General features: G+C 62.5%; 21 protein-coding genes. 12 read left to right on the top strand and 9 right to left on the bottom strand.

Annotated features, from left to right (window positions below):
• The first annotated feature begins 31 nt into the window (after positions 1 to 31).
• From folP to G7048_RS00670, 5 genes are all read left to right on the top strand, one after another.
• The gene (gene folP, locus G7048_RS00690) at positions 32 to 880 is read left to right on the top strand and encodes a dihydropteroate synthase (RefSeq protein WP_166066320.1); all 849 of its coding nucleotides are present in this window, start codon (positions 32 to 34) and stop codon (positions 878 to 880) included.
• 61 nt (positions 881 to 941) lie between these two features.
• Entirely contained in the window at positions 942 to 2,276 is a 1,335-nt protein-coding gene (glmM, locus tag G7048_RS00685) for a phosphoglucosamine mutase (protein WP_166066319.1), read from the top strand.
• Positions 2,277 to 2,403: 127 nt separating this feature from the next.
• Positions 2,404 to 3,240, top strand: a complete 837-nt coding sequence (locus G7048_RS00680; protein ID WP_166066317.1) for a GNAT family N-acetyltransferase — start codon at positions 2,404 to 2,406, stop codon at positions 3,238 to 3,240.
• 191 nt (positions 3,241 to 3,431) lie between these two features.
• Complete coding sequence (gene ppk1, locus G7048_RS00675) at positions 3,432 to 5,576, top strand: polyphosphate kinase 1 (RefSeq protein WP_166066316.1); 2,145 nt, start codon at positions 3,432 to 3,434, stop codon at positions 5,574 to 5,576.
• A 67-nt stretch (positions 5,577 to 5,643) separates the two neighbouring features.
• A complete protein-coding gene (locus G7048_RS00670; protein WP_166066315.1) occupies positions 5,644 to 6,105 on the top strand; it encodes a histidine phosphatase family protein in 462 nt (153 codons plus the stop codon).
• Positions 6,106 to 6,121: 16 nt separating this feature from the next.
• Here the strand turns inward: G7048_RS00670 and G7048_RS00665 are convergent, their stop codons facing one another.
• The 3 genes from G7048_RS00665 to G7048_RS00655 all read right to left on the bottom strand — a co-directional run bounded on the left by G7048_RS00665 (position 6,122) and on the right by G7048_RS00655 (position 9,510).
• Positions 6,122 to 6,670 carry a hypothetical protein gene (locus G7048_RS00665; RefSeq protein WP_166066314.1) on the bottom strand — a complete coding sequence of 183 codons (549 nt, stop codon included), beginning with the start codon at positions 6,668 to 6,670 and terminating at the stop codon, positions 6,122 to 6,124.
• A gap of 53 nt (positions 6,671 to 6,723) precedes the next feature.
• Positions 6,724 to 8,205, bottom strand: a complete 1,482-nt coding sequence (locus G7048_RS00660; protein ID WP_166066313.1) for a Ppx/GppA phosphatase family protein — start codon at positions 8,203 to 8,205, stop codon at positions 6,724 to 6,726.
• 126 nt (positions 8,206 to 8,331) lie between these two features.
• On the bottom strand, positions 8,332 to 9,510 hold the full coding sequence (locus G7048_RS00655; RefSeq protein WP_166066312.1) for an ABC transporter substrate-binding protein: 1,179 nt from the start codon (positions 9,508 to 9,510) through the stop codon (positions 8,332 to 8,334).
• 186 nt (positions 9,511 to 9,696) lie between these two features.
• Here G7048_RS00655 and pstS point away from each other — a divergent pair, with 186 nt between their 5' ends.
• From pstS to phoR, 7 genes are all read left to right on the top strand, one after another.
• Entirely contained in the window at positions 9,697 to 10,737 is a 1,041-nt protein-coding gene (gene pstS, locus G7048_RS00650; protein ID WP_166066311.1) for a phosphate ABC transporter substrate-binding protein PstS, read from the top strand.
• 237 nt (positions 10,738 to 10,974) lie between these two features.
• Positions 10,975 to 11,910: a phosphate ABC transporter permease subunit PstC gene (pstC, locus tag G7048_RS00645; protein ID WP_166070716.1), complete on the top strand. Its 936-nt coding sequence runs from the start codon at positions 10,975 to 10,977 to the stop codon at positions 11,908 to 11,910.
• Positions 11,907 to 12,794, top strand: coding sequence for a phosphate ABC transporter permease PstA (gene pstA / locus G7048_RS00640; protein ID WP_166066310.1), 888 nt, complete (start codon positions 11,907 to 11,909; stop codon positions 12,792 to 12,794). The genes pstC and pstA overlap by 4 nt, the downstream gene beginning before the upstream one ends.
• Positions 12,795 to 12,853: 59 nt before the next feature.
• Positions 12,854 to 13,639, top strand: coding sequence for a phosphate ABC transporter ATP-binding protein PstB (pstB, locus tag G7048_RS00635; RefSeq protein WP_166066309.1), 786 nt, complete (start codon positions 12,854 to 12,856; stop codon positions 13,637 to 13,639).
• A gap of 22 nt (positions 13,640 to 13,661) precedes the next feature.
• Positions 13,662 to 14,363: a phosphate signaling complex protein PhoU gene (gene phoU, locus G7048_RS00630; protein WP_166066308.1), complete on the top strand. Its 702-nt coding sequence runs from the start codon at positions 13,662 to 13,664 to the stop codon at positions 14,361 to 14,363.
• A gap of 15 nt (positions 14,364 to 14,378) precedes the next feature.
• Complete coding sequence (phoB, locus tag G7048_RS00625; RefSeq protein WP_166066307.1) at positions 14,379 to 15,086, top strand: phosphate regulon transcriptional regulator PhoB; 708 nt, start codon at positions 14,379 to 14,381, stop codon at positions 15,084 to 15,086.
• 467 nt (positions 15,087 to 15,553) lie between these two features.
• On the top strand, positions 15,554 to 16,975 hold the full coding sequence (gene phoR, locus G7048_RS00620; protein ID WP_166066306.1) for a phosphate regulon sensor histidine kinase PhoR: 1,422 nt from the start codon (positions 15,554 to 15,556) through the stop codon (positions 16,973 to 16,975).
• Here phoR and G7048_RS00615 read toward each other — a convergent pair.
• The 6 genes from G7048_RS00615 to G7048_RS00590 form a co-directional block, all read right to left on the bottom strand.
• Entirely contained in the window at positions 16,899 to 18,272 is a 1,374-nt protein-coding gene (locus G7048_RS00615; RefSeq protein WP_166066305.1) for an MATE family efflux transporter, read from the bottom strand. The genes phoR and G7048_RS00615 overlap by 77 nt on opposite strands.
• Positions 18,272 to 19,963: a hypothetical protein gene (locus G7048_RS00610; protein ID WP_166070715.1), complete on the bottom strand. Its 1,692-nt coding sequence runs from the start codon at positions 19,961 to 19,963 to the stop codon at positions 18,272 to 18,274. The genes G7048_RS00615 and G7048_RS00610 overlap by 1 nt, the downstream gene beginning before the upstream one ends.
• Positions 19,964 to 20,161: 198 nt before the next feature.
• A complete protein-coding gene (locus tag G7048_RS00605) occupies positions 20,162 to 20,416 on the bottom strand; it encodes a type B 50S ribosomal protein L31 (RefSeq protein WP_166066304.1) in 255 nt (84 codons plus the stop codon).
• Between the two features lie 119 nt (positions 20,417 to 20,535).
• Positions 20,536 to 21,666, bottom strand: a complete 1,131-nt coding sequence (locus tag G7048_RS00600; RefSeq protein ID WP_166066303.1) for an ABC transporter permease — start codon at positions 21,664 to 21,666, stop codon at positions 20,536 to 20,538.
• 4 nt (positions 21,667 to 21,670) lie between these two features.
• Complete coding sequence (gene rbbA / locus G7048_RS00595; protein ID WP_205750369.1) at positions 21,671 to 24,433, bottom strand: ribosome-associated ATPase/putative transporter RbbA; 2,763 nt, start codon at positions 24,431 to 24,433, stop codon at positions 21,671 to 21,673.
• Between the two features lie 23 nt (positions 24,434 to 24,456).
• Positions 24,457 to 25,596: an HlyD family secretion protein gene (locus G7048_RS00590; RefSeq protein WP_166066301.1), complete on the bottom strand. Its 1,140-nt coding sequence runs from the start codon at positions 25,594 to 25,596 to the stop codon at positions 24,457 to 24,459.
• Positions 25,597 to 25,785: the final 189 nt, after the last annotated feature.

Genomic DNA, 25,785 nt, shown 5'->3' with positions numbered 1-25,785 from the left:
AGACAAAGCAACCCAAGGAATTTCAGCAGGTATGTACTGGCAAGCCGGTCGTTTCCAGATCGATCTGAATCAGCCCAAGGTGATGGGCATCGTCAACGTCACCCCCGATTCGTTCTCGGATGGCGGCACGCACGACAACGCCAAGGATGCACTCGCGCATTGCGAGGCGCTGATCGAGCAGGGCGCGGACATTCTCGACATCGGCGGCGAATCCACGCGGCCGGGCAGTCCCGCGGTTCCTTTGGATGAGGAATTGGCGCGTGTGATTCCTGTGGTGCGGGCGGCGCGCGATTTGGGCGTTCCGCTGTCCATCGACACCTACAAGCCCGAAGTCATGCGCGCGGCGCTGGACGAGGGCGCGGACATCATCAACGACATCTGGGCGCTGCGTCAGCCGGGTGCGCGCGATGCGGTCGCTGCGCATTCCACATGCGGCGTGTGCCTGATGCACATGCACCGCGATCCGCAGACCATGCAGGTGCAGACCATGACGGGCGATGTGGTGCACGAGGTCTGGCGCTTTCTGGACGAGCAGGTGAAGCTGCTGCGCGAAAAGGGCGTGGCGAGCGAGCGCATCGTGCTCGACACGGGCACCGGCTTCGGCAAGACCGTGGAGCAGAATTTTGCATTGCTTGCACGCCAGAAAGAACTGCTGGCTCTATCCTCGCTGCCATGGCTTGCGGGCTGGTCACGCAAGTCCTCGTTGGGTGCGGTGACCGGCTTGCCCGTCGATCAGCGACTTGGCGCCAGCGTGGCGGCGGCGCTGCTGTCGGTGCAACGCGGCTCGGCCATCGTGCGCGTGCATGATGTGCGCGACACGGTGGCCGCACTCAAGGTCTGGCAGGCGATGCGCGCACAAGAGCGGCCCGCACAGGCTTGATGAAGCAAACTCCAAAAATCAGACACCCCACTCAACACAAACAGGCAACAGGGAGATAACAATGACACGTCGCTACTTTGGTACCGATGGAATTCGCGGCACCGTAGGCGTCGCTCCGATCACGCCCGACTTTGCCCTCAAGCTCGCCCATGCCGTGGGCCGCGTGCTGCGTCGTACAGAAGATCGCCCCACGGTGCTGATCGGCAAGGACACACGCATTTCCGGCTACATGCTGGAGAGCGCGCTCGAATCCGGCTTCAACTCCGCAGGCGTGGATGTCGTGCTGCTCGGCCCGTTGCCGACACCGGGCGTGGCCTACCTCACGCGCGCGCAACGCGCCAGCCTTGGCGTGGTGATCAGCGCTAGCCACAACGCGTTTCAGGACAATGGCATCAAGTTCTTTTCCGCGCGTGGCACCAAGCTGCCCGACAGTTGGGAAGAGCAGGTTGAAGCCGCACTCGAAGAGCCGCCCGTGTGGGCCGACTCGCACTCGCTCGGCAAGGCCAAGCGTCTCGATGATGCCGCCGGTCGCTACATCGAATTCTGCAAGAGCACCTTCGCCAACGACCTGACGCTGCGCGGCCTGCGCATCGTCGTCGATGCGGCCAACGGTGCGGCGTATCACATTGCGCCCAAGGTGTTCCATGAACTCGGCGCGGAAGTCATCTCGATCGGCTGCTCGCCTGACGGCTTCAACATCAACCGCGACGTGGGCGCGACCCATCCCGACGCGCTCGTGCGTGCCGTGCGTGCCAACCATGCGCACTACGGCATCGCGCTCGACGGCGATGCCGACCGTCTGCAGATGGTCGATGCACAAGGCCGTCTGTACAACGGCGACGAGCTGCTGTACCTCATGACCATCGACCGCCTGTCGCGCGGTGAGTCCGTGCCGGGCGTTGTCGGCACGCTCATGACCAACATGGCCGTTGAAGTCGCACTGCGCCGCAAGGGCGTGCAGTTCGTGCGCGCCAAGGTGGGTGACCGATATGTGCTCGAAGAGCTCGTCAAGAACGGCTGGCAGCTCGGCGGCGAAGGCTCGGGTCACCTGCTCGCGCTCGACAAGCACACGACCGGCGACGGCCTCGTGAGCGCGCTGCAGGTCATGCAGGCTTGCGTGCGCGCCGAAAAGACACTGCCGCAACTGCTTGCCGACGTGAAGCTGTTCCCGCAAGTGCTGCTCAACGTGCGCCTGCAACCCGGTCAGGACTGGAAGCAAAACACCAAGCTCGCCGACGCCACGCGCGACGCCGAACAGACCCTCGGAGATCAGGGCCGCGTGCTGATCCGCGCCAGCGGCACCGAACCGCTGTTGCGTGTGATGGTGGAAGCAGAAAGCGCCGATGACGCCAATCACTACGCGCAAACTTTGGCCGATGTGGCCCGCGCAGGCTGACGTCACGAAAAAGTCACCCGGCTGACACGCACTCGTCACCGCCGCCTTCCACAATTTCCTGCGGAGGCGGGGCGCTCCTGTCCGGGTAGCTGTCTGGCATGTCCTCCACAAGAAGAGGAATTCCCCCATGAGTGACTTGCCAAGCCCGACGATGCCTTTGAGCCCGGCTTCCTTGCCCAGGGGGTCACTTCACCGCCCATCTGATGCGAGCCATGTGGGGCAAGTTTCGGAGGCGCGCGGCGGGATTGAAGTCTCCTGGGCGCGCAACCTCGATGAAGTGAGAGAGGCGCAGAAACTGCGCTTCGATGTGTTCGTCTCCGAGATGGGTGCGCAACTGAGCACGCCGGTCGCCGGTCACGACATCGACCTGTTCGATGATTTCTGTGAACACCTGCTGGTGCGCGATGTGGTCACGCGCCAGGTGATCGGCACCTACCGCGTGCTGACGCCCGTGCAGGCCCGCCGCGTGGGCAGCACCTACAGCGACACCGAATTCGACTTGACCCGCCTGCGCACGTTGCGCAGCCGCATGGTGGAGCTTGGTCGCAGTTGCGTGCACCCGGACCATCGCCATGGCGGTGTGGTGCTTGCGCTGTGGGGTGCGCTGGCCGACTTCATGGTGCGCAACTCGCTGGACACCATGATTGGCTGCGCCAGCATTCCGATGCTGCACAACGGTGTGGTGACCGGCGATGTGGCGGCAAGCATCTACCGTCGCATCAGCGAGACACACATGGCTCCCATCGAGTACCACGTGCGTCCGCGCCTGCCGCTGCCGCTGGAGACGCTGGATTCCAGCCTCGACGTGGACCCACCGGCGCTGATCAAGGGCTATCTGCGCCTCGGCACACGCATTCTGGGCGCTCCTGCATGGGACCCGGATTTCAACACCGCCGATCTGCCGATGCTGATGCGTCTGGAAGACTTGCCTGCCAAGTACCGCAAGCATTTTCTGAATCGCTGAGTCTTTGGCTCTTTGAATGGTCAAGCGTCGCCGCAGCCAAGTGTCGGCGCTTTCTTACTTTCGGTTCTGTCGAATCCATCGAACATACAGATGAATATTTGTCTGAGATATGACAAAGTAATGACGCTGTCACATGATTGTCATGAGCGCATTTGATACTGATTGTCATCGATCTCGACTGATTCATTCGTATGCCTTTCTCCGTGTCCACGCCATCGTCCATGACAGCAACAGAGGGTAGTGCTGCCGTTTTCACCACTCGGTCTCCCGAGGGGCTGGACGGCAAGAAGATAGCTTTGCTCGACCGCGATCACAGCATTCTGGCGTTCAACGAACGCGTTTTCGACTGGGCCGTGCGCCCCGATGTGCCGCTGCTCGAGCGCCTGCGCTATCTGTGCATCGTGTCGTCTAATCTCGATGAATTCTTTGAAGTGCGCGCAGCCGCCCATCTGCAGGCAGCCCAGCAGGGCGAGACCAAGGGCGAGTACAACGTGGCCTCGTTCGAGGCGCTGGCCGAGAAGGCGCATCAACTGGTGGAGCGCCAGTACGCGCTGTACAACGATTCGCTGATCCCCGAGTTCGAAAAGCACGGCATTCGCGTGGTGTCGCACGGCGAGCGTTCGAGCGCCCAAAAGCGCTGGGTGAAGGAGTATTTCCAGCGCGACGTGCGTCCGCTGCTGATTCCGGTCGGGCTCGATCCGTCGCATCCGTTCCCGCAGGTGGCCAACAAATCGCTCAACTTCATTGTCCGCTTGAAGGGTGGCGATGCGTTCGGGCGCTCCAACGAGATCGCCATTGTCAAGATTCCGCGCATTCTGCCGCGCGTGATCCGCCTGCCGGGTGATGTGGCGCCGAAGGGCGTGCAGGTTGTCACGCTCTCCAGCATCATTCGCTCGCACCTGGCCGATCTGTTTCCGGGCCGCGAGGTGACCGAGTTTTCGCAGTTCCGCGTCACGCGCCATTCCGATCTGGCGGTGGACGAGGAAGATGTGCGCAATCTGCGCATGGCCTTGCGCCAGGGTTTGCAGCATCGGCATTTCGGTCAGGCGGTGCGGCTGGAAGTGTCGTCCGGCTGCTCGCGCTTCATGTCGGACTTTCTGCTCACGCAGTTCAATCTGCCTGCGGCGGCGCTGTACCGTGTGCAGGGGCCGGTGAATCTGGTGCGTCTGTCGCAGATAGTGGAGCTGGTGGCCGATCGCTCGCTGTTGTTTTCCGCTTGGCAGCCCGCGTGGCCGGAGCAACTGCCGCGCAGCACATCGATCTTTGCCGAACTGAAAAAGCGCGATGTGATGATTCACCAGCCGTTCGAGAGCTTCGACGGCGTGCTCGCGTTTCTGCGCGAGGCGGTGAACGATCCCAAGGTGCTGGTCATCAAGCAGACGATCTACCGCACGGGTGCGGATTCCGAAATGATGGACCTGTTGCGCGAAGCTGTGCGGCGCGGCAAGGAAGTCACTGCGGTGGTCGAGTTGAAGGCGCGTTTTGACGAAGAGGCCAACATCAACTGGGCCGAGGCGCTGGAGTCGATCGGCGCGCAGGTGGTATATGGCGTCGTGGGATTGAAGACGCACGCCAAGATGCTGCTTGTCACGCGGCGCGAAGGGCGGCAACTGCGCCGCTACGGCCATCTCTCCACCGGCAACTACAACCCGCGCACCGCCAAGCTCTACACCGACCTGAGCTGCCTGACCGCCGACGAGCGCATCACCGCCGACATGGACACAGTATTCGACCATCTGGCCAACCAGAACCGCGTGCCCAAGCTGAATGATCTGATCCTCGCGCCGTTCGAATTGCAGCAGCGCATGATCGACATGATCAACGCCGTGGGCCAAGCCGCAGCACGCGGCGAGAACGCGCGCATCGTCGCCAAGATGAATGCGTTGACTGACGAGGCACTGATCCAGGCACTGCTGCAGGCGGGCCAGCGTGGCGCGCAGATCGACCTGATCATTCGCGGTGCCTGCATGCTGCCCGCGCAGGTGCCGGGCGTGTCCGACCGCATTCGCGTGCGCTCGGTGATCGGGCGTTTTCTGGAGCACACACGCGTGTTCTATTTCGCGGCGGGCAACAAGGAAGACCTGTACTTGTCGAGCGCCGACTGGATGAACCGCAACATGCTGCGCCGCGTAGAACTGGCATGGCCGATCAAGGACAGGAAGATGCGCCAGCGCATCATCGATGAATGCCTCGTCTCGTATCTGCATGACAACCGCGATGCCTGGACGCTGGAGGCAGATGGCCACTACGAGCGCGCGCTGCATGTGACCGATGGGCTGGGCGCGCAGAAGGCGCTGATGGCGCGCTATGCGCCAGCACGGAACTATCTGGCCTGACAGGCCAGTCCGACGGGCCACACGAATATCACACACGAAGCTCAATATCCACGAAGAGAGACGCGAAATGGATCTGATTCTCTGGAGGCACGCAGAGGCCGAAGATGCACCAGATGGCGGGGAAGATCTGGAGCGCCCGCTCACCGCGCGTGGCGAAAAGCAGGCCGCACGCATGGCCTCATGGCTGGATCGCCAACTGCCCGAGGGGCTGCGCGTGCTGGTCAGCCCAGCGCGCCGCACCGAGCAGACCGCTCGCGCCCTGGGCCGCAAGTTCAAGCCGCGCGCTGAGTTGCTGCCCGGTGGCACGGTCGAGGACCTGTTGGAACTGGCCCAATGGCCCAAGTCACGCGGCGCGGTGCTGGTGGTCGGCCATCAGCCCATGCTGGGAGAAACGGCGGCCAAGCTGCTCGGCATGACGGCCAGCCAGTGCGCGATTCGCAAGGGATCGGTCTGGTGGCTCAGGCACCGCAGCAGGGAAGAGCTCGAAGAGACGATTCTGCTGTCGGTGCAGTCGCCGGATTTTCTGTAGACGAGAACTTGGTGGTTCAAGCCTTTGGACGACCGGTCTTGATCGTTGGAACGGCCTTGAGGGCGGCTTGCAGTTGTTGGTCGTTCAGCGAGGCGAGCAGCTTGAGGCCGGCGCGCAGCAGTTCGCTTTTCTTGACGGGGTGATCGAGCTTGGCGCCACGCAGCTTGAGGGTGTCGATGACGGCGTATTCATCCTTGGGGATGGTGAAGCTGTCGCGCACGAGCTTGGGCTTCTTGGGCTTGGCTTCCTTGACGGCCTTCGGCGTTTCCTTGGAGGCGGCCTTGCGGGCCTTGGGTGCAGGCTTGGATTCGGCGGTCTTGGCTGATGATTTGCTGGCCGACTTGGTGCTCGTCTTGGCGGCCTTCTTGGCCTTGGCTGGAGCTGCTGCGGTTTGAGCGGCAGGAGCTGCTGGGGCGGCGGCGCTCTTCTTGGCGGCTGGAGCAGGTGCGGCAGGCGCTGGAGTCGGAGCGGCTGCAGCGGCTTGCTGCACGACCTTCTTCGCTGCGGCGGCAACGGGTGTCGGGGCAGCGGTCGGAGTAGCAGGGGTTTTGGTTGTGATGGTCATGACAGATATTTGAAAAACGGTATAAACAGTTTATACCGTTCTGCAAACAAATGTCACCTTAACTGTGTGACAAATTCCCAAGGGGTTTTTTGCCAGCAAAAGCGCTCTTCTTCGAGCAGGTGCGCCGACTGCGGATAGCTGTCGGACCAGCCTTCGCGCGAGGAGACGATGCAGCGCTCGCCATCGAAGCTCAGCGCAAAGCCGCGTGTGTCGGGCTCGCGGCGGGCGTGGCACAGGGCGATGGCGGTGCGCAGGCACATGAGCTGCAGCGCGAATTGCGAATCGCTGAGTTCAAGGCCGATCTTGTGCACCTTGCCGCGATGGCCGAGCACGAGCTGGCTCAGGTGATGCAGCTCGGGCAGGGCAAAGCCTGCGGCGTCGGTGTGATCGAGGATGTACGCGCCGTGGCGCTGGTAGCCGCTGTGCGAGATGCGCTGGCCGATCTCGTGCAGACGAGCGGCCCAGTCGAGCTTGCGCGCGGCACGTTCGCTGCCTGCGGGGGCGGCGCTTTCAAAAAGCTGGGTGGCGATCTGCGCGACGCGCTGCGCGTGCAGCTCGTCCACGCCAAAGCGCTGCATGAGGCCGCGCACGGTGGATGAGCGCAGGTCGGTGTGCGGCTGTTCACGATCCAGAAGATCGTAGAGCGCGCCCTGACGCAGCGCGCCTTGGGCGACCAGCATTTCCTTGATGTCCAGCAGGCTGAAGATGGCGCGCAGCACGCTGATGCCGCCACCGATCACGGCACGGCGGTCTTCCTTGAGACCTGTCATGCGGACGCGGTCGGCGCTGCGTGCGGTAATCAATTGGTCGTAGAGCCAGTCCAGACCTTCGCGGGTGATCTTGCCTTCGGGCACCACGCCAGCGGCGGCCAGCAGATCGCCAACTGCGCCCACGGTACCGGACGAGCCATAGGCCACGTCCCAGGTGTCGCGGCGGTAGACATCAAGCGCTTCGTCTAGCACGGCTTTGGCGGCGACTTCGGCAGCCTCGAACGCGCGCGGGGTGAACTGGCCGTCCGCAAAGTAGCGCGTGGACCAGGCCACGCTGCCCACGCGGAAAGACGCTACGGCGCTCGGCGTGAACTGGCGGCCCAGAATGATTTCGGTGGAGCGTCCGCCGATGTCGATCACGAGGCGGCGTTCGTCCGATTGCGGCAGCAAGCGGGCCACGCCCTGATAGATCAGGCGTGCCTCCTCGGGGCCGGAGACGATGTCGATCGGGTAGCCAAGGATCTGGCCACCGCGCTCGATGAACACTTCGCGGTTGCGTGCCTCGCGCAGCGTCTGCGTGGCGACGGCGCGCACATGCGCTTTCGGGAAACCGGCCAGTCGCTCGGCAAAGCGGGCGAGACAGTCCCAGCCGCGCTGCATCGATTCAGCGGTCAGGTTCTTGTCTTCATCCAGCCCTGCGCCTTGGCGTACGGTTTCCTTGAAGTATTCGATCTTTTCGATGTGGCCGTGCTCATATCGGCCGATTTCCAGTCGGAAGCTGTTGGACCCAAGGTCCACGGCAGCCAGCAATGTTCCATCTTGCATAAAAGGGGGGCTTGGTGCTTTGCGCGTCTTCGTCGTCTTTACTCGCGGCGCAGCATAGCACCGACCCTCATGGCTGAGTGCAGGACATGGTCGCATTTCGACCGGCTGGATGGCGTTCAAGTGCGATCAACCGACGATGCGGCCGTCCGAGGTGAGCATGCTCTGGGTGACGTTCACGTTGCTGAGCTTCTCGCCCTGATAGGCGATGAGGAAGCCGCCGATCTTCTGGTCCGTGCGCTTGCGGAAGGCGGCGAGGGCGTTGGCGCGGGTGACATTCGTTCCCAACGTGGCGAGCACCTCGGCGGTGTAACGCGCGGCGATATAGCCCGCAAGGCCGTGCTGCGAAGGAGGCTCGTCATACAGCTTGCCCAGCGCGGCGCGGTAGCTGCGCACCACCTGCATGCCGGAACTCACCGTGGGCACCGGCTGGGTGACGATCACCGAGACATTGCGCGGCACGCCACCGAGCTGGGTGAGCACCTGAAGATTCACGTCGGCCAGCGCGATCAGGTAGCAGTGCGAGCCGCCTTTACCGCCCACCAGATTGGCGAAGGCGTGCAGCTCGGGCGTGCCGCCGATGAACAGAATCAGCGCGGGCGGCGAGGCAGGGCGCTTGGTGGCGTCGATCACCTGCAGCTTGAGCCCCTGAGCGCTGCCCGCGAGCGCCATGGAGGCGCTCAGCTCTTTTTGCAGCTCCGGCGTGGCATAGACGACCCCGACCTGCTTGACGCCCATGACGGCCAGCGACTTCACCGCGTGGGCGATCTGTGCCTGATAGTCGGGAAACGCTTGAAAGACGCTGTTTTCGCTGTCCGACCACTCGCGTTGCAGCCACGGGGCGACCAGGGGCAGGGCGTTGTTGCCGGGCGTGCGTTGCAGCGTTGCCACGGCGGCGGCTGTGGTGTCGCCCACACAGCCGCTGAGCGCCACGCAGGTCGGGTCGATCACTGCGGCCTGCCATGCGGCCTTCACGGCGCGAGCGCTGCCGTCGGTTTCGATCACCTGATGCTGGATGGCGCGGCCTCGGGCGCGTTCGCGGGCGTTGAATTCCTGCCACGCCACGCGTGAGCCGATCAGAAAGTCGCGGCTGATGTCCTGCTGCAGCGGCGACATGTCCACGATCTGGGTGACGCTGGCCACCGCGTTGCTTTCGCCAGCGGCCAGCACGCTTGTAACCGGGAGGGCGGTGCCCAGCGCCGCCACCAGCCCGGTGTTCTTGAGCCAAACCCGGCGGGTGATGCGGCTGGTGGTGCCGCGTTCGGTGCGTGGGGCCAGCGGTTCGGACAGGGTGGGGAGGCTAGGCATGTTGGTAACAGGAAATTTGCGTTTGGAAACTTCATGTTACGAGCCGTTCAAGGCGGTTTTATGACAGTTTCGTTGCGACTCTCCTCTGAAAATTCTTTGTGACAAAACCAATGTGTCACGACTCTGTCATATAGGACTTCTACATTTCATCCCATCACATGTTTGTTCAACCTTGAGGTCTCTCTCATGACAATGTCTGCAATTCGTGTTCTGGTGTCCGGTCTGGTCGCAATGGGTGCGTTCTCCTCCGCCATGGCACAGAGCGAAGCAACAGGCGCAGGCGCCAGCTTCCCGGCACCTCTGTATTCCAAGTGGGCTGCCGACTACAACAAGGCAACCAGCGTCAAGATCAACTACCAATCCGTCGGCTCCGGCGCTGGCCTGCGCCAGATCGAAGCCAAGACCGTGGACTTCGGCGCTTCCGACGCTCCTCTGAAGGACGAAGAACTGAAGGCCAAGGGCCTGGTGCAGTTCCCCACCGTGATCGGCGGCATTGTGCCGGTCGTGAACATCAAGGGCATCGCTCCCGGCCAACTGAAGCTCTCCGGCAAGGTGCTGGGCGACATCTTCCTGGGCAAGATCACCAACTGGAACGACGCAGCCATCAAGGCGCTGAACCCCGGCGTGAACCTGCCTGACGCCGCCATTGCTCCCGTGCGCCGCGCTGACGGTTCGGGCACGACCTTCGGCTTCACCAACTACCTGTCGAAGGTGAACCCCGAGTGGAAGGAAAAGATCGGTGAAGGCACGGCAGTGAACTGGCCTACCGGCGCGGGTGGCAAGGGCAATGAAGGCGTGGCCGCTTTCGTGGGCCGTCTGCCCAACTCGATCGGCTACGTCGAGTACGCTTACGTCAAGCAGAACAAGATGATCTACACGCAGCTGCAGAACAAGGACGGCAACTTCGTGTCGCCTGACGATGCGAACTTCAAGGCCGCTGCTGCCGGTGCTGACTGGTCCAAGAGCTTCTACCAGATCCTGACTGAGCAACCCGGCAAGGATGCATGGCCAATCACCTCCGCCACCTTCATCCTGATGCACAAGACACAGGACAAGCCAGTGCAGGCCGCCACGTCGCTGAAGTTCTTCGAGTGGGCTTACAAGAATGGCGACAAGACTGCTGGCGATCTGGACTACGTGCCGATGCCCGACAGCGTCAAGCAAGTGATCTTCAAGTCGTGGGCCGACATCAAGGACGCTTCCGGCAAGTCCATCGAAGTGAAGTAATCAGCGTCGATCTGACCGGATACCTCCAATAAATGACCCCGCATATGTCCCGCAACTGGATTGTCGGCATTTGCGGGGTTGTCTGTGGGAAATCCGGTCTCCCGCGAGATCGTCTTTCCCAAACACCTTACGAAGGCGTCTGACGTGTCCACAACACTGCCCGTATCATCATCCAATTCTTCATTGAAGGATGTGGAGAGAGTGTCCAAAAATACCCCCCCGCGCCGTACCAACCCCATGTCAGGCACTTTTGTAGACCGATTGTTCGGCTGGTGTGCACGCGCAGCCGCGTTGCTCACTCTGATGCTGCTCATCGGCATCCTCATTTCTCTGGTGTACGGCGCATGGCCGTCCATCACCACTTATGGCCTCGGCTTTTTGACCAGCAGCGTCTGGGACCCCGTGCAGAACCAGTACGGCGGCCTGGTGATGATCTACGGTACGCTGGCCACCTCGGCCATCGCCCTGTTGATCGCGGTGCCGGTGAGCTTCGGCATTGCCCTGTTTCTGACCGAACTCTCGCCCGCATGGCTCAAGCGCCCACTGGGCACGGCCATCGAACTGCTGGCAGCGGTTCCGTCCATCGTCTACGGCATGTGGGGTCTGATGGTGTTCGGCCCCATCCTCGCCACCTACGTGCAAGGGCCTCTGCAGAAGATGTTCACCGGTGTGCCTTTCCTCGGCGCGCTGGTCTCCGGCCCTCCGGTCGGCATCGGTATCCTGTCGGCCGGCATCATCCTCGCGATCATGATCATCCCGTTCATCGCCTCGGTGATGCGCGACGTGTTCGAAGTCACTCCCGCGCTGCTCAAGGAATCGGCCTACGGCCTGGGTTCCACGACCTGGGAAGTGGTCTGGAAAGTGGTTCTGCCCTACACCAAGGCCGGTGTGCTTGGTGGCGTGATGCTGGGTCTGGGCCGCGCGCTGGGTGAAACCATGGCCGTGACCTTCGTGATCGGCAACATGAACCAGCTCAACTCGCTGTCGGTCTTCGAGGCCGCCAACAGCATCACCTCGGCGCTCGCCAACGAGTTCGCCGAAGCGGGCGAAGGCCTGCACCAGGCATCGCTGATCTATCTGGGTCTGGTCCTGTTCTTCATCACCTTCGTGGTTCTGTCGCTGTCCAAGCTGCTGCTGAATCGCCTGAAGAAAGCCGAAGGAGCTCGTTCGTGAACACAGCCACCTCCACACAACTCATCGCCGCGCAGGAACTCGCCAAGGTGCGGGCTGCGCGCTACGCTGGCCGCAAGCGCGTGAACCAGATCGCGCTGGCGCTGTCGCTCGCCGCCATGGCCTTCGGCGTGTTCTGGCTGATCTGGATTCTGTGGGAAACCCTGCGCCTCGGTATCGGCGGTCTCAGCGTGACGCTGTTCACCGAAATGACGCCGCCACCCAATGAAGACGGCGGCATCGCCAACGCGATCTTTGGCTCGCTGGTGATGGTGTCGCTCGCCACCTTCGTCGGCACGCCCATCGGCATCATGGCCGGTGTGTATCTGGCCGAGTACGACCCACGCGGCTGGCTGGCTTCGATCACGCGCTTTGTGAACGACATTCTGCTGTCGGCTCCGTCCATCGTGATCGGCCTGTTCGTCTACGCCATCGTGGTGGCCAAGTTCAAGAGCTTCTCGGCCTACGCCGGTATTCTGGCTCTGGCGCTGATCGTGATTCCGGTGGTCATTCGTACTACCGAGAACATGTTGACGCTGGTGCCTTCGAGCCTGCGTGAAGCGGCCTACGCTCTGGGCACGCCCAAGTGGAAGGTCATCACCATGGTGACGCTGCGCGCCGCCCGTGCCGGTGTGATCACCGGTGTGCTGCTGGCCGTGGCCCGCATCGCTGGCGAAACCGCTCCACTGCTGTTCACCGCGCTGAACAACCAGTTCTGGAATGGCGACCTCGGCAAGCCGATGGCCAGCCTGCCGGTCACCATCTTCAAGTTTGCGATGAGCCCGTATGAAAACTGGCAACACCTGGCATGGGCCGGTGTGTTCCTGATCACACTGGCTGTGCTCGGCCTGAACATTCTGGCCCGCTTCGTCACGCGTCAAAAGTGACGCGACCAACGTAACGAATTCAAGAATTCAAGAATCCAATCGAAGAGGAACACCTCATCATGGCTCCCATCAAGAACAGTCTGTCGGCAAACACCTCGAAGATCACGGTGCGCAACCTGAACTTCTACTACGGCAAGTTCCACGCGCTCAAGGGCATCAACCTTGAGATCCCCGAGAACAAGGTGACCGCGTTCATCGGCCCATCGGGCTGCGGCAAGTCCACGCTGCTGCGCACCTTCAACCGCATGTTCGAGCTCTATCCCGAGCAGCGCGCGGAAGGCGAGATCATTCTGGACGGCGAAAACCTGCTGACCTCCAAGCAGGACGTGGCGCTGATCCGTGCCAAGGTCGGCATGGTGTTCCAGAAGCCCACACCGTTCCCGATGTCGATCTACGACAATATCGCCTTCGGCGTGAAGCTGTTCGAAAGCCTGAACGCCACTGACATGGACGAGCGCGTCGAATGGGCGCTGCGCAAGGCGGCGCTGTGGACCGAAGTGAAGGACAAGCTGCACCAGAGCGGCTCGGGCCTTTCGGGTGGTCAGCAGCAGCGTCTGTGCATTGCACGCGGCATTGCGATCAAGCCCGAAGTGCTGCTGCTCGACGAACCCTGCTCGGCGCTGGATCCGATCTCGACCGCCAAGGTGGAAGAGCTGATTGCCGAGCTGAAGAACGACTACACCGTGGTCATCGTGACCCACAACATGCAGCAGGCTGCGCGTTGCAGCGACTACACCGCCTACATGTATCTGGGCGATCTGGTCGAATTCGGCGATACGGAACAAATGTTCTTCAAGCCGCAGCGCAAGGAAACCGAAGACTACATCACCGGCCGTTTCGGTTGAAGACATACAAGGAGAACACAACATGCCAGACAAACACCTCTCCTCGCAGTTCGACAGCGAACTCAACAGCGTTTCCTCGCGCGTGATGGAACTCGGCGGTCTCGTCGAGTCGCAGATCCGCCAGGCCATCTACGCGCTTGCACACTTCAGCATCGAGGCCGTCGAGGCCGTCGAGCAGATCGAACAGCGCGTGAACAGCATGGAAGTCGAAATCGACCACGAGCTGTCCAGCATCATCGCCCGCCGCCAGCCGACCGCTCGCGACCTGCGTTTGCTGATCGCGTTCAGCAAGGCGATCAACAACCTCGAGCGCATGGGTGACGAAGCCACCCGCATGGCGCGCATGGTGCGCTCGATCATCGAAAGTGGCTCGGCCCGCTCGCTGCCCTCGGGCGACCTGCGCATGGCAGCCGACCTGGCATCGGGCCTGCTGCGCAAGGCGCTGGATGCGTTCGCGCGCCTCGACACCAAGGCCGCGCTCGACATCCTCAAGGAAGACGATCTGATCGACAAGGAATTCGACGGTTTCGTGCGCAAGCTGGTCACCTACATGATGGAAGACCCGCGCATGATCTCGCCCAGCCTCGATCTGCTGTTCCTGGCCAAGGCCATCGAGCGCATCGGAGACCATTCCAAGAATGTGGCCGAACTCATCATCTACTTGGTCAAGGGCAAGGATGTGCGCCACACTGCAATGGACGAAATCGAGTCGGCAGTCGGTTGAAAGGCGGTGTGAGAGATGAAGAAACTACCTCGCGTTCTGATCGTCGAAGACGAGTCGGCGATTGCCGAGCTGGTCGCCGTGAACCTGCGTCACAACGGTTTTCAGCCCATCTGGGCTGAAGACGGTGACTCAGCCCAGCGCGAGCTTGACGCCGTGCTGCCCGACGTGATCTTGCTCGACTGGATGCTGCCCGGCCAAAGCGGTCTGCAACTCGCTCGCAAGTGGCGCGCCGATCCGCGCACCAAGCCGATCCCGATCCTGATGCTGACCGCACGCGGCGACGAGCCGGACAAGGTCGCGGGGCTCGATGCCGGTGCCGATGACTACATCACCAAGCCGTTCTCCACGCAGGAACTGCTCGCGCGCATCCGCGCCGTGCTGCGCCGCCGCGCACCGGAGCAGGTGAGCGACAGCGTGTCGATCGGCGAGCTGACGCTGGACGCCGCCACGTACCGCGTGTCGTATCAGGCGCAACCGCTCAAGGTCGGCCCGACGGAATTCAAGCTGCTGCATTTCCTCATGAAGCATTCCGAGCGCGTGCACAGCCGTGCCCAGTTGCTGGACAAGGTCTGGGGCGATCATGTGTTCATCGAAGAGCGTACGGTTGATGTGCATGTGAAGCGCCTGCGCGAAGCGCTGGGTGCCGCATCGAGCATGATCGAGACCGTGCGAGGCGCAGGTTATCGCCTCACTGCACAGCCTCCCGCTCTGATGCAGGCTTGAACTGCTTTTTCGACTGGTTCGTCGGTCGTCTTGAACTGACGATACAGGCCCTCATGCTTTGTTGCAAAGCCCTGCCGAGGGCGACTTGTCTTCGGTGATCCCGATGCAGCGCGCCGTGATTCTGGATGAGATGCAAGGCGCAGAACGCAGCAATAGCACCGCTATTGCGAGGCTCTGCAACGCCGCAGATCGCCGGAATCACGGATGCGATGCGCGGGAGCACCCGAGACAAGTTGCCCTGATACTGTCTGTGGCTTGGCGTCGCGCCTGAGGGCCTGTCTCGTCATTGGGGCTGGGAGTTCCGGCGCTCTTGGCTCTGCGGAATCTGCTGTTTCGATACCAATACCCAATACCGGGCCAAATACCGGGTGCTCGTTCTCGGCTTGACCGGGGATAAGCACTTGCGCGTATAACTGACATATCTCCTCAACAGCGGCACGTCAAAATGCCGCTATTTACGCTGAACCATGCTCTGGCGTTTCATATTCTTTTTCGGTTTTCAGATCGCAGGTGGAGCCTTCGGTTGGTGGGAGGGCGGCAGTCTGTGGGGTGCCATGGCGGGGGTGGCTGTGGCGACCTGGGTCTGGTTTGTCTGGGACTTCTGGCGCGGCACGCGGGTGTTGCGTTGGCTGCGTCAGGGCGATCCGCAGGCGGCACCGTCGCTGCGCGGTATGTGGGGCGAGGCGGCGGATCGTGCGCGGCGGCTGGTGCGTCAGGCGCAGTTGCAGATCAAGGCAAGCGACGCGCGGCTGCACGACATTCTCTCGGCGCTTCAGGCGTCGCCCAACGGCGTGGTGCTGCTCGACGAGCAAGGCCACATCGAATGGTGCAACCAGATGGCGGAGGCGCACTTCGGCTTCGATGCCAGCCGCGATCTGATGCAGTCCATCGGCAATCTGGTACGTGACCCGGACTTCACCTCCTACTACAACGCCGAGAACTACGCGCGTCCCATTGCGCTGCAGGGCCGCTCCAGCACGCCGACACGGCCGGTGCGCATTTCGGTGCAGCTCCATCCCTATGGCGATGGCCGCAAACTGCTGCTGTCGCAGGACATCACGGCGCTGGAGCAGGCCGAAGCCATGCGGCGTGACTTCGTGGCCAACGTGTCGCACGAGATCCGCACGCCGCTCACGGTGCTGACCGGGTTCGTCGAAACGTTGCAGACGCTGCAGCTCACCGAGGATGAGCAGCAGCGCTACCTCGGCATGATGTCGCAGCAGGCGGCCCGCATGCAAAGCGTGGTGCAGGATCTGCTGACGCTCTCGCGCCTCGAAGGCAGCCCGCTGCCGGGCATGAGCGACTGGATTCCGGTGGAGGCGCTGCTCAGGCGCAGCGAGGAGGAGGCCAAGGGCCTCTCGGCAACGCTGACGGTGAACCAGAAGAAGGAACACCACATCATCTTCCCGGCGGCCGAAGCGATGAAGGCTGCGGGCCAGATTGCGGGCGTGGTGGCCGAACTGCAGAGCGCGCTGTCGAATCTGGTCAACAACGCTGTGCGCTACACCCCGGCGGGCGGCACGATCACGGTGAGCTGGGAGGTGCTGGACAACGGCAACGCGCGCTTTGCCGTCACCGACACCGGCGTGGGCATTGCGCCCGAGCACATTCCGAGATTGACGGAACGCTTTTACCGCGTGGACCGCAGCCGTTCGCGCGAGACCGGCGGCACGGGGCTGGGGCTGGCCATCGTCAAGCATGCGGTGCAACGCCATGGCGCGACGCTGCAGATCTCGAGCGTGGAGGGCAAGGGTTCGACCTTCGCCGTGGTGTTCCCGGCCTCGCGCGTGCGCACAGCCAGACCCACGATCATCAGGCCGCCGGTGCCTGTGAACGAGCCTCAGCAACTGGCGCGCAGCGCTTCAGCGCGCGAGCCAGCAGAGCAGTGAAGAGCAGCGCGGTGACGGCCAATGCCGCCGCGCTGCAGGCCCAGAACGGCGCGGGCGAGGGGTAGGGCTCCAAGCCTGCGAACCCTTCATAGGCCACGACATAGCCGCCCGCCAGTCCCACACCCCAGAGCATCAGGCCATAGACCACGAACGGCAGAAAAGTCACGCGGTAGCTGCGCAGCACGAAGATGCACAGTGTCTGGATCGAATCGGCCATGTGGTAGGCCGCCACCCAGATCAGCAGCGATGCGGTGAGCGCAATGACGGCGGGATTGGTGGAGTAGAACGCAGCCACTTGATGTCTGGTGAGCGCCAGCGCCACGGAAAGCACCAGGCCCATCGTCGCCGCCATGCGAAAGCCTTTCATTGCCACCGTGCGGGCAGCAGCTTCGTTCGACGCGCCGCGCCAGTAACTCACGCGTGCGCTGGTCGCAATGGCAAGCGACAGCGGCACCATGTACAGCACGGCGGCCACGTTGGACAGAATCTGGTGCGCTGCCGACGCCAATGTGCCCTGACGCGCGATGAACAGCGCCATCAGCGTGAACGAGGTGACCTCCACCAGAATCGACAACCCGGCAGGCACGCCCAAACGCAGAAACTTGGCCAACTGCGCGAAGTCGGGGCGCTCCATGGGCTTCCACAGCGCAAGCGGGTCGTACATGCGCTGGGTGCGCAGCATGAACAGGCCGCAGAACATCAGCGAGTAGTTCACCACCAGCGTCGCCCACGCGCAGCCCGCAGCGCCTTGCGCGGCAATGCCCGCGCCACCGAAGGTGAACCAGATCGACAGCGGCACCTTGAACGCGAGCGAGGCGACCTGCAGCCAGGTCACCAATTGGGGATAGCCCAGCGACTGGTTCATGGTGCTGTAGATGCGAAACAGCAGCGAGGGAGGCAGTGCGAAGGCCAGAATGTGCAGATAGTCGATCACCACCTGACGCAGCTCGGGCGGCACCTTGGTCCAGCGCAGGATGGCGTCGGGCGAGAGCAGCAGGTACATGCCGATCACGCTGGCTGCCAGCCACAGATACAGCGACTGGCGCACGCTCACGCCCAATTGCGTGGAGTGCGAAGCGCCGCGTTGTTCGGCCCAGATGGGCAGCAATGCCTGCAGCACGCCCATGAGCGACACATAGACGCTGATGAACACGGCAGAGCCGATCGACAGTGCGGCGAGCGCACCATCGGAGTGACGACCGGCGACGACCGTATCTGTCACGCCAAACGCCATGACGGCCAACTGGCCCGCCAGCACCGTGACCGCGTGCCGGACAATGATGGAGCGCTCGGACATCAGCGCTCGCGCCTGTGCAGTACGACGAGGCGGTCCGTGCGGTCGGTGGGACGTGCAACGCCGCCGACTTCTTCCCACTGCGCGTTGGGCCAGACTTCGGTGACGGGCGGTGTGGCGTCGGAGTCGGTGATGATCCACTCGCAGCGGTCGGCGTTGCGCGAGGCGACCATGGTCAGATCGCCGTAGTAGCTGATCGCGGCGATCTGCGCGCGCGACAGGCCGTAGCCACCCACGCAGCCGCTTTTGTCGTCGATCAGCGTGAGCAGCGGCTTGATCTGCGGGGCCATGCTGCGGCCGTGGTCGAGCATCGGCAGCCAGATCGTCATCAGCAGAATCCAGCCCAGGGTTGCGCCGCTGGCCGGCAGAATCAGGCTCTTCCAGAGCGCGTCACGGTTGCGCGAGGCGCGCCACCAGACCAGCGCGCACCAGGCGAGCGTTGCACCCAGAGCGAGCGTGAATTCGATCCACGAGAAGGTCGGAACAAAGCTGGGTGCCAGACGTGCGACGTTCGCCGCAGGCTTGGGTGGAAATCCGGTCTGCACCGCGATCCAGATCACCCAGATGGTGATGGCCGAGATGCTGAAGAAGATCAGCGTGAACCAGTCGATCAGCGCGCCAATGCTGCGGCGCAAGGTCGGCAGCGCGAAGGCGGCCAAGGCGGCCAGCGCGGGCAGACCCAGCAGCAGGGCTCGGTCGGCTGGACGCGAAGTCATCATTGCGGCGACTGCCACCAGCCAGAACCACAGTGGCAGCAGCAGATGGCGATTCCATTGCGCAGTGAAAATCTGGCGACGCCAGCGCCACAGCGTCCACAGCGCCAGCGGCCAAGCAGGCCAGCAGAACCACAGCACGAGGCGGAAATTGCTTTGAATGTCCTTGAAGCCGCTTGGCATGACGGCATTGAAATGCCACAGACCCAGCAGCGCAGCGATGCCAGCGGCGGCCAAGGTTGCCATCGCCAGAATGATGCCGCTTTCGATGCGCTTGGCGGGCGAGGCTTGGCCGGACTGCGAGACGATCAGCGCGCTGCCCAGACCCAACAGAACGGACACCGTGGGTGCTCCGCTGAGCGACAGACCGAGCAGCCCCACAAACCCCAAGGTGGCTGAGGTGCCACGGCGGTGTGGAATGCTCGAAGCGGCAAAGAACAGCAGCGCGGTCGAACACAGCTGCGTCAGATAACCGGTCGTCTCGTGCGAGAGCTGGGCGAGGCCGAGACTCGCGATCAGCGCAAGCAGCCCCGCGTCACCGAGTGCGCGGGCGTAGTCCAGCGGATAGGCCTCGCCGCCAAAGGCAAAGGCCACGGGCTGCGCGCCCGGCTGGCGGGCGAGGTAATAGATGCTGTACCAGGTGGCGGCCAGCGTCAGTCCGAGCATGACGATGAACGGCAGCCGTGCGGCGAACTCCATTGGAATCCAGCTCGGTGCCAGCCGGATCGCCCAGGCACCCAGCCAGTAGGGCAGATGCCCCTCGATATCGGGCGAGAGACCGGCCAGCGTGGGCGCAAACCAGGAGGTGTTGCCCAGCGCCAGCTCGCGCATGTAGCCGAATGCGGCCACATCGGAATTGCGCCACGGGTCGCGGCCGACAAAACCAAAGATCACATAGGACACGCACAGCAGCCACAGAGCCCAGCGGTAAAGCGGGCGCACGGCACTTTGGGCGACGATGGCGGGATTGGGGTGATTCACACTGACACGGACAGTGAGGGGAAGGATGCAGGGAAGAGGCGCTGTATGCATGCCGCCACTCGTCGAACTGTCAGAGCATAGCGGCAAACCGGGAAAACCAACAAAAAAGGCAGCGCGGAAACCGGCTGCCTTTTTGCAAGTGCCTGACGCCTGCCACCCGAGAGTGAGCCCGGCGTCCGGAAGTGCAAGCTTGTTTGCTTACTTCGCTGTGGTCTTGCCGAAACGGTTGCGGAAGCGCTCCACGCGGCCACCCATGTTGTCCACCGACTTTTGTGTGCCAGTGTAGAAAGGATGCGATTCGCTGGAAGTATCCAGCTTGAACAGTGGGTATTCCTTGCCTTCGAAAGTATCGTTTTCCTTGGTGTTCACGCAGGAACGGGTCACGAACTTGAAGCCGTTGGACAGGTCCACGAACAGAACTTCGCGGTAATTGGGGTGAATGCCTTCTTTCATGATCTTCCTTCAGGTCAGTTGCGGGAGCCGCGCCAGCCTCTCTGACGTACTTTCCGCAAGAAAAAGCCCGCCATTATCGCATGAATTTCAAATTTGGCGAAATATGTCCGTTCGAAAGCTCAAGCCATGCTCGAAAGCGTCTTGCGAAACCGTGCGAGTGATGCCCAGAACAGCACGCTGCCGATGCATGCCAGCCAGAGAAATGGCTTCCAGACGGTTTCGATTCCCGCGCCTCGGTAGAGAATGGCCTGGCCCAGATCGACGAAGTGGGTGGTCGGCGCGAACAGCATCACGTTCTGAACGAACTGTGGCATGGATTCGCGCGGCGTCATGCCGCCGGAGAGCATTTGCAGGGGCAGCAGAATCAGCACCATCAGCAGGCCGAATTGCGGCATGCTGCGGGCCACTGTGGCGAGAAAGATGCCCATGGCGGTGGTTGCGAAAAGGCACAAGGCTGCGCCGGCCAGAAACAGCGGGATGCTGCCTTCGATGGGTACTTTGAGCCATCCGCGCACGACGAGGTTGAGCGACACGGCTGCTGCGAACAGGACGACTGCGCCCATCGACCAGACTTTGGCGAGCATGATTTCGGTGGGTGTGACGGGCATAACCAGCAGATGCTCCAGCGTGCCGTGTTCGCGTTCGCGGATCAGTGCGGCTCCGGTGAGGATGATGGAGAGCATGGTCACGTTGTTGATGATTTGCATGAGCCCGCCGAACCACATTTTTTCGAGCCCCGGATTGAAGCGCGCGCGCAGTTCGATGCCGACGGGCAGCGTGGTTGTGGCGCGATGGCGCTGCACGAACTCGCTGACTTCGGCCGCGACGATCTGCTGCACGTAGCCGCTGCCGGAGAACGCCTGGCTCATACGCGTGGCGTCCACGTTGAGTTGCAAGGCAACGCTCTTGCCGCTCAGCACATCGCGCTGAAATCCCGTGGGGATGGTGAGCGCAAAGGTGATGTCGCCCGCGTCCATGGCTGCGTCTACCTGCTGCTGCGTGAGCGTGCGTGGCTTGACGAACTGAGGCGGATAGAAGGCCGAGGTGATGCGGTTGGAGAGCTGCGACTGGTCCTCGTCGACGATGGCGATGGACGCGTTGTGCAGCGTGTCGGGCATGGCCGACGCGGCGGTGTAGACCGACGCGGTGAACGTGTAGATGATGAGGATGAGCATGACGGGGTCGCGCCAGAGACTCCACAGTTCCTTCACGCCAAGTCGCCAGATGTTTGCAAGACTGCTGAAGAGCATGTGTTTACCGCTCCTGTTTGGGCAGGGCCCAGATGGCGATGCCCATGATCACCGGAATGGCGACGATGAGCGGCAGCAGCGCCGCGCCGAGATCGTGCAGACCAAGCGCCTTGTTGAACACGCCGCGGCTGATCGAGAACATGTAGGTGGCCGGGTAGATCTCGCCAACCCAGCGCCCCACGCCTTCGAGCGACGATACCGGATCGGTCAGTCCCGAGAACTGCGTGGCCGGAATCAACGTGCCGAGCAGCGCGAAGAACATGGCCGCGATCTGGCTCTTGGTGACGGCGGACGCAAGCAGACCCATGCCGGTGGTGATGATGCTGAACAGAAACGCCGCGAGGATCAGCAGCAGGTAACTGCCCTTGACCGGCACACCGAACATGAACACCGACATGGCGCTCATCAGAAAGAAATTCAGCATGGCGAGCGCGACATACGGCAGTTGCTTGCCCAGCAAAAATTCGGTGCGTGTGACGGGCGTGACGTAGAGGTTCACGATGGAGCCCAGTTCCTTCTCGCGCACCACGGCCAGCGCCGTGAGCATGGCAGGCAGCATCATGAGCAGCAGCGGCATGATGGCGGGCACCATGGCGGGAAGGCTCTTCACATCGGGGTTGTAGCGGTAGCGCGTTTCGATATCGATCTGGCTGCTCGTCTTTTGCCCCAGTCGTTCCTGCGCCTGCTGCATGAGCCAATGCTGGTGAATGCCTTGCACATAGCCCTTCACGGTTTCGCCGCGCGATGGCATGGCACCATCGAACCATGCGCCGACGGAAACCGTGCGGCCTGCCAGCACATCGCGGCCAAAGCCCGGCGGGATTTCGATCGCGAGCGACAGTTCGCCGTTGCGCATACGCCGGTCGAGTTCGGCATAGTCGCTGAGCGGCGCATGTTCGACGAAGTAGCGCGAACCCGAAATGCTTTGCGTATAGCTCTGGCTCAGCGTGCTCTGGTCGCGGTCGAGCACGGCAAAGCGCAGGTTTTCCACGTCCATGCTGATGCCGTAACCCATCACGATCATGAGCACCAGCGAGCCCACGAGCGCGAGCGTGGCTCGCACGGGATCACGCTGCAGTTCCAGCGCCTCACGCCAGAGATAGCTCCACAACCTTTGCAGGCTGAAGCCTTGTGGTTTTGCGTGATGGACGGAGGTGGCGGCGGGTTCTGCGGCGGCTGGTGTTGTTTCCACCTTGGCAAGCGAAGGTGCAGGTTCGCCGGAGGCTTCGACCAGATAACCGATGAAGGCTTCTTCCAACGAATCTGCACCGCGTTTGGCGACCAGTGCGGCGGGCGTGTCGCTGTCCAGCACCTTGCCCGCGTGCATCATCGACATGCGATCACAGCGCTCGGCTTCGTTCATGAAGTGCGTCGAGATGAAGATCGTTACGCGGTCGCGGCGCGAGAGTTCGACGAGCAGGTTCCAGAACTGGTCGCGCGCGACAGGGTCCACGCCCGAGGTGGGCTCGTCGAGGATCAGCAGTTCGGGCTTGTGCACCATGGCCACGGCCAGCGACAGGCGTTGGCGTTTGCCCAGCGGCAGCGCGGAGGGCAGAGCGTCGCGGTCGTTTTCAAGACCGAAGCGCGCGAGCATTTCGGTCACGCGATCAGGCACATCTGCCTTGGCGACGTGAAACAGTTGCGCATGCAGCACGAGGTTCTGCTCGACCGTCAGTTCGCCATACAGCGAGAACGCTTGCGACATGTAGCCGACGCGGCGGCGCGTGGCGATGTCGTGCGGATTCACCTCGTTGTCGAACAGCCAGGCGCGGCCATCGCTCGCAGGCAGCAGGCCGGTCAGCATCTTCATGGTGGTCGATTTGCCGCAGCCGTTGGAGCCGAGAAAGCCAAAAATCTCGCCGCGCCGGATGCGGAAGTTCACATGATCGACAGCGGTGAAATCGCCGAAGCGCATCGTCAAATCCTGCGCTTCGATGGCGATGTCGTCATCGCGGGCGGTGAGCGGCGGAATCACCACCGCCTTGTGGCCGCGTTTCTTTTCTTGCGGCAGCAGTGCGATGAATGCGGTCTCCAGCGATTGCGACTGCGTGCGTGCCAGCAACTCGGACGGTGTGCCGGTCGCGAGAATCTCGCCGTCGTCCATCGCGGCCAGCCAGTCGAAGCGCTGGGCCTCGTCCATATAGGCAGTTGCGACCACCACGCTCATGTGCTGTCGCGTGCTGCGGATGCGGTTGATCAGATCCCAGAACTGCGCACGTGCGAGTGGATCGACGCCGGTTGTCGGCTCATCGAGAATCAGCAGATCGGGATCGTGGATCAGCGCGCAGCACAGCGCGAGCTTCTGCTTCATGCCGCCCGAGAGCTTGCCTGCGGGCCGCGCGAGAAATTTTTGGAGCCCGGTGCTCTGCGTGAGATCGTCGATGCGCGCGCGGCGTTCGGCCTCATCATGACCGAACAAGCGACCGAAGAACTGCAGGTTCTCCTCGACCGACAACGTTGGATAAAGATTCTTGCCAAGGCCTTGCGGCATGTAGGCAATGCGAGGGCAGACAGCATCGCGGTGTGTCTTGCTGCGCATGTCGCCGCCCAGCACCATCACGCTGCCCGACTGCACGGCGCGCGCGCCCGCGAGCAGCGACAGCAGGCTGGACTTGCCCACGCCATCGGGCCCGATCAGTCCGATCATGCAGCCCGCGCGCAGTTGCAAATTCAAGCTGCGCAACGCCTGCGTCTTGCCGTAATTCAGGCTCACGTCGTGCACTTCGGCGACGTAGTCCAGCGATGAATCGGGAGTTGTATTCGTCATGACCTGCGAGGTCGACACTCCGTTCATTTTGCGGCTTCAGAAACTTGGGTAGCTGCGCTCAACTGCAGATGCTTGGGCCAGTCGCGGCTGTCATCGGTCTTGATCCACGCAACGCCGGGCAAGCCCGTTTTCACCTGCGCGAGATGCTTCTTGAGCAGCTCGGGTGCGATGCGCGCCTTCACGCGGAACATCAATTTCTGACGCTCGCTCGCGGTCTCCACGGTCTTGGGTGTGAACTGCGCGGTGCTCGCGACGAACGACACCTTGGCAGGAATCACGTACTGCGGAGCCGCATCGAGCACGATGCGCACATCGGTGCCCAGCGCCACGCGGCCCGCGACGGTTTCGGGCAGGAAGAAGCTGATGTACACATCCGACAGATCGACCAGATTGAGCACCTTGCCGCCCGCGCCGATCACCTCGCCGGGCTGCGCGAGCTTGAACTGAATGCGGCCATCGCGCGGGGCGACGAGATTGCTGTCCTTCACATCCGCGTCGATGCGGCGAATCGTGGCTTCTGCGGCTTTCACGGACGATTCCGCGCCCACCGTCTGCGCCTTGGAGGCTTCAATCGCCGCCTTGGCTGCAGAGCCTTGCGCCTGCGCGGCCTTCAGCGCCGCCTGTGCCCCTGCCACGCGTGCCCGGTCATCGTCCAGTTCCTGCATCGACGAAGCGCCTTGCTTGGCCAGCGTTTCCGTGCGCGCCATGCGGCGCTTGGCGGCGTCGAGTTCCGCTTCGCGCTGCACCACCGTGGCCTGCGTCGCGGCATACTGGCTTTCCTTGAGCGCCACATCGGCGCGCGCCGAAGTCACCGCATGATTGGCCTTGTCACGCCCCGCGATGGCCTCCTGCTGCTGTGCCTGGAAGGTATCGATCTGCATGCGCGCCAGCGTCTGCCCGGCAGTCACGAAGTCGCCTTCCTGCGCAGAAATCTCAGCCACGCGCCCAGCATATTTGGTGGCAACGTCCACCTCGGTCGCCTCGATCCGCCCGTTACCGCTGACAAGGCCCGCACTTTCTTGCGCAGCCTGCCATTGCTTCCAGCCATAGACACCCGCAGCCGCACCGGCGAGCAGCAGCGCAGCGAGAACGATGAGTTTTTTTCGGGAAGCGGGCGACGTGGAAGAAGCGGAGGAGGGCGTAGAAGTGGAGATCTGAGTCATTCCGAATCGAATGCGCCAAGCCACGCCAGCAAGCCATTGCATGCCAATTGCAAAAGCGCCGGAAGCCAGCATTCGTTGTGTTGATGCTGACTTCAGTATGTGATTAAGCAGTCAATGAGTGATTGACCTGAGTCAATTGTTGCGCGCGCATTGATCCAGATTAATTCAAAACCAGTGCTTCCCCGCACC

It is taken from the genome of Diaphorobacter sp. HDW4B, from assembly GCF_011305535.1.
Lineage (GTDB): Bacteria > Pseudomonadota > Gammaproteobacteria > Burkholderiales > Burkholderiaceae_C > Diaphorobacter_A.
Note: the sequence above shows the minus strand (reverse complement) of the source record. Positions and strands in the feature narration are given on the sequence as shown.